Raw genomic sequence first — 15031 nt, forward strand, 5'->3', positions numbered from 1 at the left:
AGCCGCCGCGAGCCGCGCCCGCGCGACCCGGACCGGACGGCCGGATCGCGCCCGAGGAGCGCTACCACTGGGGACACGGCGCGCCGTCCGATCAGGATCAGGGCTACGACGCGGGGCGGTATTCGACGCCGCCGCAATCGAATCCGCAGTACGGCGGGCCGCGATCGAATCCGCGCGGCTACGCCGACGAACCCGGTGCGCCGCGCTACCCGAGCGGACCGGCCTCCGGCGCACAGCCGCGGTATCCCGACGGGCCCGCCTCCGGCGCGCAACCCCGCTATCGGGGTGGGCCCACCTCGGGACAGCAAGGACGCCGGGCCGGCGGTCCGGCTTCCGGCCCGCAACGCTACGCCGCCGGCCCCGCCTCGAATCCGGTGCAGCGGCAAGCGCAATCGCTGCCGCGCAAGGTGCCGGGCGCGACCACGACCGGACAGCTGCCCGAAAGCGCCAAGGCCGAGAACTCCAACGCGCGGCTGGTGCGCGACTCCGGCTCCATGGCCATCGCGACCCTGATCAGCCGCATCACCGGCTTCGGCAAACAGCTCATGCTGCTGACCGTGCTCGGCCCGGCCATCGCCTCGGCCTTCACCGTCGCCAGCACCCTGCCCGCCATGATCTCCGAACTACTGCTCGGCGCGGTGCTCACGGCCATCGTGGTGCCGACCCTGGTGCGTGCGGAGAAAGAGGACCCCGACGGCGGGGCGGCCTTCGTCCGGCGGCTGTGCACCGTGGCGTTCACGGTGCTCGGCATCGGCACGCTCATCGCCCTCGCCATCGCGCCGATCCTGACCTCGCTGCTCGTCTCCGACAGCGGCAAGGTGAGTTCCGGCCTCACCACGGCACTGTCGTATCTGCTGCTGCCCGCGATCCTGCTGTACGGCATGTCGGCGCTGATCATGGCCATCCTCAACACCCATCAGGTGTTCAAACCCGGTGCCTGGGCGCCGGTTTGGAACAACGTCGTGGTGCTGGTGGTGCTGTTCCTCTACTGGATCACCCCCGGCGAGATCACCCTCGATCCCGTCCGGATGGGCGAGCCGAAACTGCTGCTCCTCGGCGTGGGCGTCACGCTGGGCGTGGTGGTCCAGGTGGCCTGCCTGCTGCCCGCCATCCGCCGCGAAGGCATCGACCTGCGCCCGCTGTGGGGTGTGGACGACCGGCTCAAGCAGTTCGCGGGCATGGGCGCGGCCATCCTGCTGTACGTGGGGATCAGCCAGGTCGGCTGGATGGTCAGCACGCACGTGTCCTCCAGCGTCGACACCGCCGGCCCGGCCATCTATCAATTCGCCTGGCTGCTGCTGCAATTCCCGTACGGCGTGATCGGCGTGACGCTGCTGACGGCCATCATGCCGCGGCTGTCCCGCAATGCCGCCGCCGACGACACACCGGCCGTGGTGGACGATCTCGGCACCGCGACCCGCCTCACCATGATCGCGCTGGTACCCATCGTCACCTTCCTGACCTTGGCGGGACCGCAGATCGGCGCCGCGCTGCTGTCCTACGGCCGCTTCGGCCAGAACGACGCGCACCGGCTCGGCGAAGCGGTGTCCGGATCGGCGTTCACGCTGATCCCCTACGCGCTGGTGCTGATTCACCTGCGGGTCTTCTACGCGCGTGAGCAGGCGTGGACGCCGACCTGGATCATCCTCGGCATCACCGGCGTCAAGATCGTGCTGTCGCTGCTGACGCCGGTCTTCTTCGCCGATGATCAGGTGGTCGTCGCCCTGGGCGCGGCCAACGGACTCGGCTTCGTGGCGGGCGCGGTGATCGGCGGCTGGCTGCTGCATCGCAGCCTCGGCGATCTGCGCATGACCAATGTCGGCCGCACCGTCAGCCGGGTGGTCGGCGCCTCGCTGGCCGGCGGCGCGGTCATGCTGATCGTGGACAAGATCCTGGGCCTGCACCGGCTTTCGGATTCCTTCGGCGGCGTCGGCTCCATGGTCCGGGTCGGCCTCACCGCGATCGTCATGTTCGGCGTCGCCTTCGGCCTCATGCGGCTGGCCGGCATCCCGGAGATCGTGGCCATCACCGTCGCCGTCTCCCGCCGCCTCGGCATCACCCCGCCCGCACCCGATCTCGGGCTCGAGGGCAGCGTCGTCGAGGACATGCACGAGACCACCGTGCTGGCGCGGCCCGATCTGCGCGCCGCACCGTACTACTACCGCTTCGATCCGTACCTCGACGCGCAGACCATGGTGCTGCCCGTCATCCGACCCGATGCGGTTGACATCACCGGTACGGGCGAACTCCCGTACCCTGTTCGGCAGAGAAGCGCAACTGCCGGAACCGGCCCGGACGAGCCCACAACTCGGACCGAGCCGGACGATTCCCGCGCGAGCTCGGGTAGCGACGTCAGAAAGGCGCAGGACGATGCCGTCCGCATGTCACAGGATGTTCCGGCCCGGCGAACCTCGGCATACCAGGGCGAAGGAGGAGCGAGGGTGAGCGACGACGCGGCGGGCGGTGTCCCGGCCGCCGACTCTACTGCGAACGCGGGCGGCGGGCTGTCCACCGATGTGCCCCCGACCGCGGCGCAGCAGAGCGGAAAGCCGGGCGCCAAGGCCGAATTCGTGGATTCCGAACCGGAGAACCTACCGGAGGACGAACCCGAATCCGGCCCCGAAACCGGCGTCTACGAGGCGATATCGCCCCAGATGCCGCCCATGCGGGTGGAGTCGCCGACCAAGCGAGTCCAGCGCGGGCCCAAGCTGATTCCCGGCGCGTCCGTCGCCGGCGGCCGCTACCGGCTGCTGGCCGGGCACGGCGGGGCGCGCGGACTGCGCTTCTGGCAGGCCCTCGACGTCAAACTCGACCGCGAGGTCGCGCTCACCTTCGTCGACGCCGACCAGAAGGACGCCGACAACTCCGGACACGATGGGCCGCAGGCCATCCTGTCCCGCACGCTGCGGCTCGGGCGGATCAACTCGCCCGGCCTGGCGCGCGTGCTGGACGTGGTGCGCGGATCCTCCGGCGGCATCGTGGTCGCGGAATGGACGCCGGGCCGCTCGCTCAAGGAGATGGCCGATACCGTGCCGTCGCCGATAGGAGCCGCGCGGGCCATTCGCGCGCTCGCGGCGGCGGCCGAAATGGCGCACCGCGGCGGCGGATCGCTGTCCATCGACCATCCGGACCGGGTGCGGATCAGCGCCACCGGTGACGCCGTGCTGGCGTTCCCGGGCACGCTGTCGGACTCCGACGCGCAATCGGACGTGCGCGGCCTGGGCGCCATGCTGTACGCGCTCATCACCGCGCACTGGCCCATTCGCAGTGGCGGCGTGACCGGTTCGGCCGCCACCGTCGGCGGGCTGCCGCTGGCCGATTTCGGCCCGGACGGAACTCCGGTGGAGCCCAGGACCATTCGGCCCGAGGTGCCCTTCGAGATCTCGGCGGTCGCGGTGCGGTCGCTGGAATCCAACAAGGGCGTGCGCACCGCGGCGACCGTTCAGCACGTGCTGGAACAGGCGTCCGTGGTCGACCAGAAGACCGATTTCATTCCGGTGTTGCGGCTGGGCCAGCGCCCGCCGAGCGCGCCGGACGAATCCCTGGCCGATCCGGAACTGCTTGCGGCCGAGAAGGAACGGTCGCAGCGGATGATGTGGATCCTGGTCGGCCTCGGCGTGCTCGCGGCGCTGGTGGTCGGCGTGATCATCTGGTGGCTGCTGAGCGTGTTCGCGCCCGGCGCCTCCGATCAGCCGCTCAACGAACAGCGCAATATCGGGCTCACCACGGCCAGCGCCGCACCCGCGGTGCCCGGCTCGTCCGAGGCTCCGGCCGCCGCGGCCACCGGCGGCGTGCCGGTGCCGGTGACCGGGGCCATGGTGTTCTCGCCCGAGGGGACGCCGGACAATATCGGCCAGATCGGGGCGGTGCTGGACAACAATCCGACCACGCTGTGGCGCACCGACCAGTACTTCCAGCAGTTCCCGGCGCTCAAGAAGGGCGTCGGGGTGGTGGCCACGCTGGGCAGCCCGAGCAAGCTCACCAAGGTGATCATCGACTCGACCACGCCCGGCACCCAGGTCGAGATCCGCACCGCGCCGACCGCCTCGCCGACCCTCGATCAGACCCAGCTGATCGGGGCGGCGACGCTCGGCAACGGGGTCACCGAGATCGCGGTGCAGGCCGATCAGCCGGCCCGCTACGTGCTCGTCTGGATCACCGCGCTCGGCCAAAACGGGGGACAGTACCAGTCCAATATCTCCGAACTGCGTTTCGAAGCCGCACCGTAGTACCCGCTGACGCGCCCGCGTGAGCATCCCGCGGAGCCGCTCGCCGATCACCGCAATGCCGCGGTTTCATCGTTCGGTCCGAAGCCCGCAAAACGGACCGGTCGCGGTGTCGGATTCGCCCGAAAATGCCGCGCTAGCTGCGCTTTTTCCGGCCGATCCATTGCTACCGAATCGTTATCTTCGATACGATCTTGCGTATTCCCTGGCAAGAGCTCACCGGCACTAGGGGTCGCATTTGTCGTCAGCGCAGGAAAACGCCGTCCGGTCCCGGCCGCCCGTCACCGAGACCTCCGATCGCGATCTGCTCGCCGCGCACGCCCACGGCGAACGGCACGCGTTCGCGGAGCTATTGCGGCGGCATCGCGACCATCTCTGGCAGACCGCGCTGCGCGCCTCCTATTCGCCCGAAGACGCCGACGACTGCCTCCAGGAAGCCATGCTGTCGGCGCACCGCGGCGCGCGGAACTTCCGCGGCGACTCCGAGGTCAGCAGCTGGCTGCATCGCATCGTGCTCAATGCGTGCGTGGACCGGATCCGGCGCAACAAACTCCGCCGCACCGAACCGCTGCTCGACGATTCGCCGTACGAACCCGCTTATCCCCGAGACGATTTCGCCGCCCTCGACGCCACCCTGCTACTCGACGACGCGCTCTTCCGGCTGCCCGCCGAACAGCGCACCGTGCTGGTCCTGGTCGAGCTGGAGAACTACTCCGTCGCGGATACCGCTGCGCTGCTCGGCATTCCGGAGGGAACGGTGAAGAGCAGGTGCGCGCGGGGGCGGCGGCGACTCGTCGAACATCTCGGCTCCGAGAACTCCTGATTTCGCGCGAAATCCAGCAAGATAGCGGGAACCGGTATTCACACCGGTACGTCGAATACTCGAGAAGGTCTGCGAATTCCCACATCTGGCCCTGGAGGGGCAATGGACGAGAAGACCGGAGGGACAGCCGCGCCGCGGTTCTCCACCGAACTGCTCGGTGAACTGCACGCCGGACTCATCCCGGCCGCGGAATCCGAACAGCTGTGGCCACAGGTCCGCCGCGACCCGGCCGCCGTGCGTTACCTGCGTTCGCTCGACCGCGTGAACGACCGGCTGCACGAACTCGGCCGCGCCGGCCGCATCGTCCACCCCATGCCCGATGCCGTTTCCGCGCGCCTGGAACGAATGATCGACGATCTCGCCACCGCCGATTTCACCGACACCGCCGAACGAGTCGCCACCGTGCATCAGCTCCACCCCGACCGGACCCCGCAGCCGGTCCCGCCGTCCACGGCCCCCATGCCCGCCGTCACCGCCGCCATCTTCGACACCGGTCGCCTAGACCCCCGCGACCTGGACCACCCCGACCTCGACCACGGCGAGGAACCGGACGACACCGAACCGGTCCGCCACGAGAACCTCTCCCGCAACCTGCGCTGGGTCACCGCCGCCGCCGCGGCCGCCGCCGTCATCGCCGGGGGAGTGGTCGCCGTGGACGCCATGCAGAACCGCACCAGCGCCCCCGCCACCGAACAAAGCGCCGCCGCACCCGCCCTGGCTCCCGACTTCTCCAGCACAGAGGTACTGACCGCCATGGGCCGCCACGAGATAACCGGCCCCCTCGCCAGCGGCACCGCCCTCGACGACTGCCTCGAAGCCGCCGGCCTCGGCCGCGCCGTCCTAGGCACCCGCAGCGTCACCTACGCCGGCACCCAGGCCGTCCTGGTCCTGCTGGCCGGCCCCAAACCCCCGCAGATAACCGCCGCCGTCCTCGGCAACACCTGCACCCCGGCCAACCCCCAGCTCCTGGCCAACACCGACATCGGCTGAGCGGGCCCGCCGAACCCACACCACGAAGAGCGGGGAATGTCAGCGTTTACGCTGTTGTTGACCCACACGCTCGTTTCACAACTGCCTCGGAGGGCCTCTTGAGTACGCCTGTACGCGACCTGATCATCGTCGGTTCCGGTCCCGCCGGCTACACGGCAGCCGTCTACGCGGCGCGTGCGGAGCTGGAACCGCTGCTCTTCGAGGGCACCCAGTTCGGCGGCGCGCTCATGACCACCACCGAGGTCGAGAACTTCCCCGGTTTCCGCGAGGGCATCATGGGTCCCGATCTCATGGAGGAGATGCGCGAGCAGGCCAAGCGATTCGGCGCGGACATCCGCACCGAGGACGTGGACGCCCTCGACCTCTCGGGCACCATCAAGAAGGTCACCGTGGGCGGCGAAACCCACGAGGCCTACGCCGTGATCCTCGCCATGGGCTCGGCCGCCCGCTACCTGAACGTCCCCGGTGAGCAGAAGCTGCTCGGCCGCGGCGTCAGCGCCTGCGCCACCTGCGACGGCTTCTTCTTCAAGGGCCAGGACATCGTGGTGGTCGGCGGCGGCGACTCGGCCATGGAGGAGGCGACCTTCCTCACCAAGTTCGCGGCCAGCGTCACCGTCATCCACCGCCGCGAGGAGTTCCGCGCCTCCCGCATCATGCTGGAGCGCGCCAAGAACAACGAGAAGATCCGTTTCATCCTGAACGCGGAAGTCGTTGAGGTGCACGGCGATACGAGCGTCACCAGCCTGACGCTGCGCGACACCCGCACCGGCGAGACCTCGGAGCTCGCGGCCACCGGCCTGTTCGTCGCCATCGGCCACGATCCGCGCAGCGAACTGGTGCGGGGGCAGGTCGAGCTGGACGACGAGGGCTACGTGAAGGTCCAGGGCCAGAGCACCTACACCTCGGTGCCCGGCGTCTTCGCCGCCGGCGACCTGGTCGACCACACCTATCGCCAGGCCATCACCGCCGCGGGCACCGGCTGCCGCTCGGCCATCGACGCCGAACGCTGGCTCGCCGAGCAGGGCGACATCACCAGCAATACCCTCGATCACGCCGGTGCGCCGGTCGAAGTGAACAACTAAGGAGTACGACATGTCCGACGCCAAGACCACCGCGACCGTGACGGTGACCGACAAGACGTTCGCCGACGACGTGCTGCTCAGCGAGAAGCCGGTACTGGTCGATTTCTGGGCGGCCTGGTGCGGTCCGTGCAAGATGGTCGCCCCCGTGCTGGAGGAGATCGCGGCCGGCAATTCGGACAAGATCACCATCGCCAAGGTGGACGCCGACGCCAATCCGGAGTCCTCGAAGACGTACGGCATCTTGTCGTTGCCTACTATGGTCCTGTTCCAAGGGGGCAGGGAAGTCAAGCGGATCGTCGGCGCAAAGGGCAAAGCGGCCCTCTTGCGCGAACTCGAGGGTGTTCTCTGACCACACTGGGTAGGATTTGCGCGCTGACGGAGGCCGGAGCGGGAGCCGACAGGTTCCTCCTCCGGCCTTCTACCGCAGCGCCACGCTAGGATTCCTGCACTCGACAGTTGCCGAAATTCGGTCCGGGTCTGAGACAATCGACCGACGCTCCGGTCGTGCGAAGGTGATTGAACCTGCGCATGAGTGGGTACCCGGGTTGGCGGAAGGAAAGGGCTCTCACGCATGCACCGACTTCGTCACGGCGATACAGGTCCAGCCGTAGCAGAGGTTCGGAGCACCCTCGCAAGCCTCGGGTTCCTGCATACGCACCCCCATACCGACCCGTCGGGTCTTAACGGGGAGTACTGGAAGGACGCCGACGCCTCCTTCGACCACGATCTCGACTCCGCGGTGCGCGCTTTCCAGCAGCATCGCGGCCTGCTGGTCGACGGCGTGGTCGGACCGGCCACCTACCGGGCGCTCAAGGAAGCCTCCTACCGGCTCGGCGCGCGGACGCTCATCTATCAGCTCTCGGCCCCGCTCTACGGCGACGACGTCGCCACCCTGCAGCGCCGCCTGCAGGATCTGGGCTTCTACGTGGGCCGGGTGGACGGGTACTTCGGGCCGCACACCCACGAGGGGCTCACCTCCTTCCAGCGCGAGATCGGGCTGTCCGCGGACGGCATCTGCGGTCCCGACACGCTGCGCTCGCTGGATCTGCTGGGCGCGCGCGTCACCGGCGGCAACCCGCATCGCATCGCCGAGGAAGAGGTCGTGCACCGGGCCGGCCCGCAGCTCACCGGCAAGCGCATCGTCATCGATCCGGGCCTGGGCGGACCGGACAAGGGCGCGCCCGTGCCCACCGAATTCGGTGACGTCTACGAATCGGAGATCCTCTGGGATCTGGCCAGCCGCCTCGAAGGCCGCATGGCCGCAACGGGAATGGAGACCTTCCTCTCCCGGCCGTGGGGCGCCAACCCCTCCGATGCCGAGCGCGCCGAGACCTCCAATACCTTCGACGCCGATCTGATGATCTCGCTGCGCTGCGCGGGCAACAACAGCCAATCCGCCAGCGGCGTGGCCAGTTTCCACTTCGGCAATTCGCACGGCTCCACCTCGATGATCGGCCAGGTGCTGGCCGGGTTCATCCAGCGCGAGATCGTGGCCCGCACCTCCCTGCAGGACTGCCGCACGCACGCCCGCACCTGGGATCTGCTGCGGCTCACCAAGATGCCGACCGTGCAGGTCGATATCGGTTACCTGACAAACGATTACGACGCCTCGGTGCTCACCAACCCGCGCATGCGCGATGTCATCGCCGAAGCCATCCTGATCTCGGTCAAGCGGCTGTACCTGCTCGGCCAGGACGATCAGCCCACCGGCACCTACACTTTCGCCGAACTGCTGGCCGAGGAACTGGCCGCCGCCGATCGCCTCTGAGGCGGCTGCCGACAGCGCTTGGTTTCACGGGAAACAACGAATTTCACGAGTCACAGAAAAACCCCGCCTCCCGAATCGGGCAGGCGGGGTTTTCGTTTGCCGGTAGGTCAGAAGGTGGCGACGCGGCCCGGTGCGGTCATGGCCGCCGCGGCGAGCAGCTGATCCAGCGCGCGCTCCACGTCTTCCTTCCACAGATGGTCGTGATCGAGCTCCAGCCGCAGCCGCGGGAAGCGGTGATGCGCGGCAACCACTTTGAAGCCGACCTCCTCCAGGAAGTCCGCGTCGATCATGCAGTTCTCCGGCGAGCACGGGCCATTGGGCGACAGGCTCGCGGTGGTGCGCAGGGGAGTGGGGGCGATGCGCTGCATCAGGGTCATGGAACCTAGTTCGCGATCGGGCATCTGCGCGGTCGGCGGATCCCAGCGCAATCCGAAGGCCTCGATGGCCCGCACGCCACGCCGCACCAGATCGTTCACCACGGCCTGAATGAGCTGAATGGCTACATCGGTGTCGTGGTACTGGAATTCGGACCGCAGCGTGGTCAGCAGGACCGCATCCGGGCTCACCGGGGAAGTGGGGAACAGTCCCGCGCGCGGCACGGCGCTCGGCGGCGAGTACAGGGCGCAGCCGGCGGACTGACCGTCCACCATGGCGACCTGCCCGCAGGAGCCCCACTCCAGCATGACGGTCGACAACCAGGCCTCCTTCTCGAAGACCGGGTCGCTGAAATCCTGACAGTCCGCCGCCACCGCCGGATCGATCTCCCAGAACACGCACCGCCGTGCGTGGCCGGGAAGCTTGTCGAGTCCGCCGAGGGAAAGTGCGGTCACGCTGGTCGACACCGCTCTGCTCAGCCTCCAGCTTTCCGATTCATCCACACTCAAGCCGCATCGGTTTCTACATCGGCTCGCCAGCAAGAATAAGCGATCAAGGGATCGTGCCTCATTCCAGTTTGGGGTAGGGGGCACGCCACCGAAATCCCGTCCGCGGGATGCGATGGCGATGCCCCTGAGAGTCCCCGGAAATCAGCCACTGTCACAGTGACGTTTCGTCCCGGGGTTCCAGGTCAGAGCTTGGATTGCTCCATCAGGCTCACAATTCGTTCCAGATCGTCGATCGATCCGAACTCGACTGTGATCTTGCCCTTGCGCTTGCCGAGGCTCACCGTGACGCGGGTGTCGAACGACTCCGACAACCGCTCCGCCACATCCTGGAGACCGGGCATCTGGATCGGCTTGCGCTTGGGCGCCGGGGGAGCGGCGGTATCGGGATTCGAGTTGGCCAGCTTCACGGCTTCCTCGGTGGAGCGAACCGACAACCCTTCGGCGATGATGCGCGCCGCGAGAGCTTCCTGCGCTTCGGGTCCGGCTTCCAGGGCGAGCACGGCCCGGGCGTGCCCGGCGGAGAGCACGCCGGCCGCGACCCGGCGCTGCACCGGAATCGGAAGTTTCAGCAGCCGAATCATATTCGTGATGACCGGTCGGGAGCGGCCGATTCGGGTGGCCAATTCCTCGTGCGTCACGTCGAACTCTTCGAGCAGCTGCTGATACGCCGCCGCCTCTTCGAGCGGATTCAACTGCACCCGATGGATGTTCTCCAACAGGGCATCTCGCAGCATGGCGTCGTCGGCGGTCTCGCGCACGATGGCGGGGATGGCCTCCAGCCCCGCCTCCTTGCTGGCCCGCCAGCGCCGCTCGCCCATGATGAGCTGATAGCGCGGCTCCGGCAGCGCGGAGATCTGGCGCACCACGATCGGCTGCATCAAGCCGAATTCCTTGATGGAGTGCACCAGTTCGGCGAGCGCCTCATCGTCGAAGTAGTCGCGCGGCTGCTTCGGATTCGGCTCGATCTGCGCCGGCGGGATCTCCTTGTACACCGCGCCCGCATCGGTCTCCTCGACCGGATCCGGGACGCGATGCAGGAAAGCGGACGGCGGCGTCGGACCGATCGGGTCGATGCCGATGACGACATTGGCGGCGGCACTGCCGAGCCCGCCGGGTGTGGTCGCGGGTCCGGTCGGGATCAGCGCCGCGAGGCCGCGCCCCAGTCCACCCTTCTTCGCCTGACTCATCGGCTTACCGACCCGCCTTTCCTTGTCCACCGCACCCGAGAATTCTCACTGCGACACTTCAGCACTACACACCGGATTGTGCGTCCGGGGACTCCCCGGACGCGGTACGACTCGCCGCACGAGCCGCGATCTCACGTCCCGCATCCAAATAGCTCATGGCGCCACGTGAACCCGGATCGTAATCGAGGACCGTCATGCCGTAGCCCGGCGCCTCGGAAACCTTGACGCTGCGGGGGATGACCGAGCGCAGTACCGCTTCGCCGAAGTGGCCGCGGACTTCCTCGGCCACCTGATCGGCGAGCTTGGTGCGGCCGTCGTACATGGTGAGAACGACGGTGGAGACATGCAATTCGGGGTTCAGGTGCGCCTGCACCAGACCGATATTGCGGAGCAGCTGACCCACGCCTTCGAGCGCGTAGTACTCGCACTGGATGGGGATGAGAACTTCCTTGGCCGCCACCATCGCATTGACGGTGAGCAGGCCGAGGGACGGCGGGCAGTCGATCATCACGTAGTCGATGTCGTACCCGGCCAGGTTGGCTTCCTGGATGGCGGTCTTCAACCGGCCCTCGCGGGCGACCATGGAGACGAGTTCGATCTCGGCGCCGGCCAGATCGATGGTGGCCGGGATGCACAGCAACCGCTCATTGTGCGGGCTCTGCTGGATGGCGTCGGAGACCGAGCATTCGCCGATGAGCAGTTCGTAGCTGGACGGGATGCCGGAGTGGTGGGGGATGCCCAGCGCGGTGCTGGCATTGCCCTGCGGGTCCAGATCGATGACGAGCACCCGCATGCCCTGGATCGCCAGTGCCGCCGCCAGGTTCACGGTCGTGGTGGTCTTGCCCACGCCGCCCTTCTGATTGGCGATGGTGAAGATGCGCTGTTCCTTCGGGCGCGGGATGGTCGCGGTGCCCGGGTGCAGGACCTGGCTGGCGCGCTGCGCCTCGGCCGCGATCGGGGTCTCGGTGGGGGAGATGTTCCCGAACGGCGTCCGGCTGAATTCCTCCACATCGAAGTTGCCGCCATCGAGCATGCCGGGCACCCGGGACGTTGTTTCCCGTGAAACATTCGCCGGACCGTTGGACATACAGGCTCCTAACCGCGAGAACTCAAAGACACGTGGTCGAGCGGAAATCCGCGCACTCTGGCAGCAGCGCGCGACGCTGCGTGGTTACCGAGAAGGTGCGAGGTGCTAGATCGATACCCATTCCGAAGCCGTTCCCAGCTGAGTGCCAGCCGATTTCGAGCCGGTGCCGGGCATCGCAAGTCTGCGCTCACGCTCGACGGTCACTAGCTTGCCAGTACGGGACACAATACGGAAGTTGAACCGCGAGGAACTCGGTGCGACACGCGAATTCAACCACCCTGAAACGAATACCGAAGGGATTCGGGCGATCTTGGTCATGTTTCACGGGAAACATAGCTCCGCACCCACTCCCGGGGCCCTCAGCGGCTTCGCCCCCGAACCCCCAGGAACCACGAGACCTCCCGGCACCCGAAGACACAAGAGCGCCCCGCCTCCGAGAGGCGGGGCGCTACATGCCGTCACAGTGACGGATAGTCGGCAGCCATCGGGTCGGACACTCAGCGGCGCTTGGACTTGCCCTTGCGCTCGCCGCGGGGGAGCTTCTCGGCACTGATCACATAGGTGGGCGTCTCCAGCACTCCCACACCGCATTCGAGAACCTCGGCATGGCCGGCGCCCGCCTTGGTGAGTTCGTCGCGATCGCGCTCCAACTCTTCGGCGGCACTGATTCCCTTGAGCGCCAGCATCCGTCCGTGGTCGCGGACGAGGGGCATGGACCAACCGGCGAGCTTCGCCAGGGGAGCGACCGCGCGGGAGGTGACGACATCCGCGCCGCCCGCTTCCTTCTTCACGCCGGGCTGCTCGGCGCGGCCGCGGACGACGGTGATGTTGTCGAGTCCGACCGACTGGACGAACTCGGCGAGGAAGACGGTGCGGCGAAGCAGCGGCTCCACCAGAGTGATTCGGAGGTCGGGACGGGCGATCGCGAGGGGGATACCCGGGAGGCCCGCGCCGCTGCCGATGTCGACCACGCGCACACCCTCGGCCATCAGATCGCCGATCACCGCGCAGTTGAGAATGTGCCGATCCCAGAGCCGGGGGACTTCACGCGGACCGATCAACCCGCGCTCCACGCCGGCGCTGGCGAGCGCGGCGTAGTACTTCCGGGCCATCTCCAACCGGTCCCCGAAAACGACCGCGGCGACGGCGGGCGGCTCGACGAGTTCCGGAGGGGTCACCTCGGTGGCTGGTTCCACGTGAAACATCCTTCCCTGCTCTCGAACCGTCTTCGGATAAGCGTAGGGCCCCCGGTCGATTCGACCCGGGGGCCCTGCCTTCAAAACTGGGCGCGTGTCCCGCGCCGCCCGAATCTCACTCGGGGAGAACCACCACGCGGCGGCTCGGCTCCACGCCTTCGCTCTCGGAGACGACGCCGTCGACCGCGGCCACCGCATCGTGCACGATCTTGCGCTCGAACGGGGTCATGGGGGAGAGGGCTTCGCGCTCACCGGTTTCCAGCACCCGCTTGGCCGCCTCGGCGCCGATCGCGCTCAGCTCGGAACGACGCTTGGCGCGCCAGCCCGCCACATCGAGCATCAGGCGGCTGCGCACGCCGGTCGACTGCTGCACGGCGAGCCGGGTCAGTTCCTGGAGCGCGTCCAGGACCTCGCCGCGCCGGCCGACCAGCTTGGACAGATCCTTGCCGCCGTCGATGCTGACGATCGCCCGATCGCCTTCCACATCGAGGTCGATATCGCCGTCGAAATCGAGCACATCGAGCAACTGCTCCAGGTAGTCGCCCGCGATCTCGCCCTCTTCGATGAGCGCTTCCTCGGCCTCGTTCGCGTTCGCGGACTCGGTCGCCTTCGCGGACTCGGTCGCCGCCGGCGCAGCCGTCACAGTGGGATCCCCTCCGTCGGTTTCAACTGTCATTGTTGTGTCCTTCATCTGGAGTTGTCGGCACAAGGCCGGGAAGTGCTCAGCGCCGCCGCTTCTGGTTCGCGCGCCCCCGGTTCCCCGGGCGCTGCTGCTTCTTGGCGGTCTGCTTGGACCCGTTCTGCGACGCCTGCGGGGCGTCCTGCTTCGAGGTCTCGGCGCTGTCGCTCTGGGCGGTATCGGTGGTCTGCTTCTTGCGGACGTCGACCGGCTTCACGCCCGGCTTGGGCGCATTGGCCGCGCGCTTCTCCAGCGCCGCCGCCTTCTTCTCTTCCTCTTCCTGCGCCATGCGACCGAACACCAGATGCTGCTGCGCGTAGGTCCAGATGTTGTTGGACACCCAGTAGATCAGGATGGCGACGGGAAGGAACGGACCACCGACGAGCACGCCGAGCGGGAACACCCACAGCGCCAGCTTGTTCATCATGGCGGCCTGCGGGTTGGCCAGCGCCTCGGGCGACTGCCGGGCCACGGAGGCGCGCGCGTTGAAGTGGGTCGCCAGGCCCGCGATGATCATGAGCGGAATCGAGACGGCCGCGATGGCCACCTTGCTCGGCACGCCGCCGTATTCGGCGAAGGAGTTCAGCACGCTGGCCGGCTCGGTGATGTAGGCCGAGAGCGGAGCGCCGAAAAGCCGTGCGGTCAGGAAGGACTGGACGTCGGCCGCGGAGAAGATGTAGTTCGGCGTGTGCGCGTTGTCGTACGGGGTCATGCCCAGCTGGCCGATGCCGGTGCCGGTGCGGTTGAACGACCGCAGCACATGGAACAGACCGAGGAACACCGGCACCTGCAACAGCACCGGGAGGCAACCCATGAGCGGGTTGAAGCCGTGTTCCTTCTGCAGCTTCTGCATCTCGACCGTCATCTGCTGACGATCGTTCTTGTACTTCTTCTGCAGTTCCTTGATCTGCGGCTGCAGTTCCTGCATCTGCTTCGTGGTGCGGACCTGCTTCACGAACGGCTTGTAGAGCACGAGCCGGAGCGTGAACACCAGGAACACCACGGCCAGGGCCCAGGCGAATCCACTGTCCTTGCCCAGCACGAACCCGAACGCTCGATGCCAGAACCACAGAATGGCCGACACCGGGTAATAGATGAAGTCGAGCACG

The 15031-nt window shown here is 67.7% G+C and carries 12 protein-coding genes; 6 read left to right on the plus strand and 6 right to left on the minus strand.

Annotated elements, in window-relative coordinates:
* Positions 1–494: 494 nt before the first annotated feature.
* The 6 genes from murJ to NY1_RS24360 all read left to right on the plus strand — a co-directional run bounded on the left by murJ (position 495) and on the right by NY1_RS24360 (position 8889).
* Positions 495–4229 (plus strand): murein biosynthesis integral membrane protein MurJ, encoded by a 3735-nt coding sequence (gene murJ / locus NY1_RS24335; RefSeq protein ID WP_439956037.1) that lies wholly within the window; start codon positions 495–497, stop codon positions 4227–4229.
* A gap of 235 nt (positions 4230–4464) precedes the next feature.
* Positions 4465–5049: an RNA polymerase sigma factor SigM gene (gene sigM / locus NY1_RS24340; protein WP_084535287.1), complete on the plus strand. Its 585-nt coding sequence runs from the start codon at positions 4465–4467 to the stop codon at positions 5047–5049.
* Between the two features lie 102 nt (positions 5050–5151).
* The gene (locus NY1_RS24345) at positions 5152–6039 is read left to right on the plus strand and encodes an RsmA family anti-sigma factor (RefSeq protein ID WP_067717808.1); all 888 of its coding nucleotides are present in this window, start codon (positions 5152–5154) and stop codon (positions 6037–6039) included.
* A gap of 98 nt (positions 6040–6137) precedes the next feature.
* Positions 6138–7121: a thioredoxin-disulfide reductase gene (gene trxB, locus NY1_RS24350; RefSeq protein ID WP_067717810.1), complete on the plus strand. Its 984-nt coding sequence runs from the start codon at positions 6138–6140 to the stop codon at positions 7119–7121.
* A 10-nt stretch (positions 7122–7131) separates the two neighbouring features.
* Complete coding sequence (trxA, locus tag NY1_RS24355; RefSeq protein ID WP_067717813.1) at positions 7132–7470, plus strand: thioredoxin; 339 nt, start codon at positions 7132–7134, stop codon at positions 7468–7470.
* Positions 7471–7692: 222 nt separating this feature from the next.
* Positions 7693–8889: an N-acetylmuramoyl-L-alanine amidase gene (locus NY1_RS24360; RefSeq protein WP_067717816.1), complete on the plus strand. Its 1197-nt coding sequence runs from the start codon at positions 7693–7695 to the stop codon at positions 8887–8889.
* A gap of 107 nt (positions 8890–8996) precedes the next feature.
* Here the strand turns inward: NY1_RS24360 and NY1_RS24365 are convergent, their stop codons facing one another.
* The 6 genes from NY1_RS24365 to yidC form a co-directional block, all read right to left on the minus strand.
* On the minus strand, positions 8997–9731 hold the full coding sequence (locus NY1_RS24365; protein ID WP_067717819.1) for a hypothetical protein: 735 nt from the start codon (positions 9729–9731) through the stop codon (positions 8997–8999).
* A 224-nt stretch (positions 9732–9955) separates the two neighbouring features.
* Complete coding sequence (locus NY1_RS24370) at positions 9956–10960, minus strand: ParB/RepB/Spo0J family partition protein (protein WP_067717821.1); 1005 nt, start codon at positions 10958–10960, stop codon at positions 9956–9958.
* Between the two features lie 64 nt (positions 10961–11024).
* Positions 11025–12047, minus strand: coding sequence for a ParA family protein (locus NY1_RS24375; RefSeq protein ID WP_084535288.1), 1023 nt, complete (start codon positions 12045–12047; stop codon positions 11025–11027).
* 497 nt (positions 12048–12544) lie between these two features.
* Complete coding sequence (gene rsmG, locus NY1_RS24380) at positions 12545–13252, minus strand: 16S rRNA (guanine(527)-N(7))-methyltransferase RsmG (protein ID WP_067717827.1); 708 nt, start codon at positions 13250–13252, stop codon at positions 12545–12547.
* 106 nt (positions 13253–13358) lie between these two features.
* Complete coding sequence (locus NY1_RS24385) at positions 13359–13934, minus strand: Jag family protein (protein ID WP_408639284.1); 576 nt, start codon at positions 13932–13934, stop codon at positions 13359–13361.
* 31 nt (positions 13935–13965) lie between these two features.
* Positions 13966–15030 (minus strand): membrane protein insertase YidC, encoded by a 1065-nt coding sequence (yidC, locus tag NY1_RS24390; protein ID WP_067717832.1) that lies wholly within the window; start codon positions 15028–15030, stop codon positions 13966–13968.
* Between the last annotated feature and the right edge of the window lies 1 nt (position 15031).

The organism is Nocardia yamanashiensis NBRC 100130 (assembly GCF_001613325.1).
GTDB lineage: Bacteria > Actinomycetota > Actinomycetes > Mycobacteriales > Mycobacteriaceae > Nocardia > Nocardia yamanashiensis.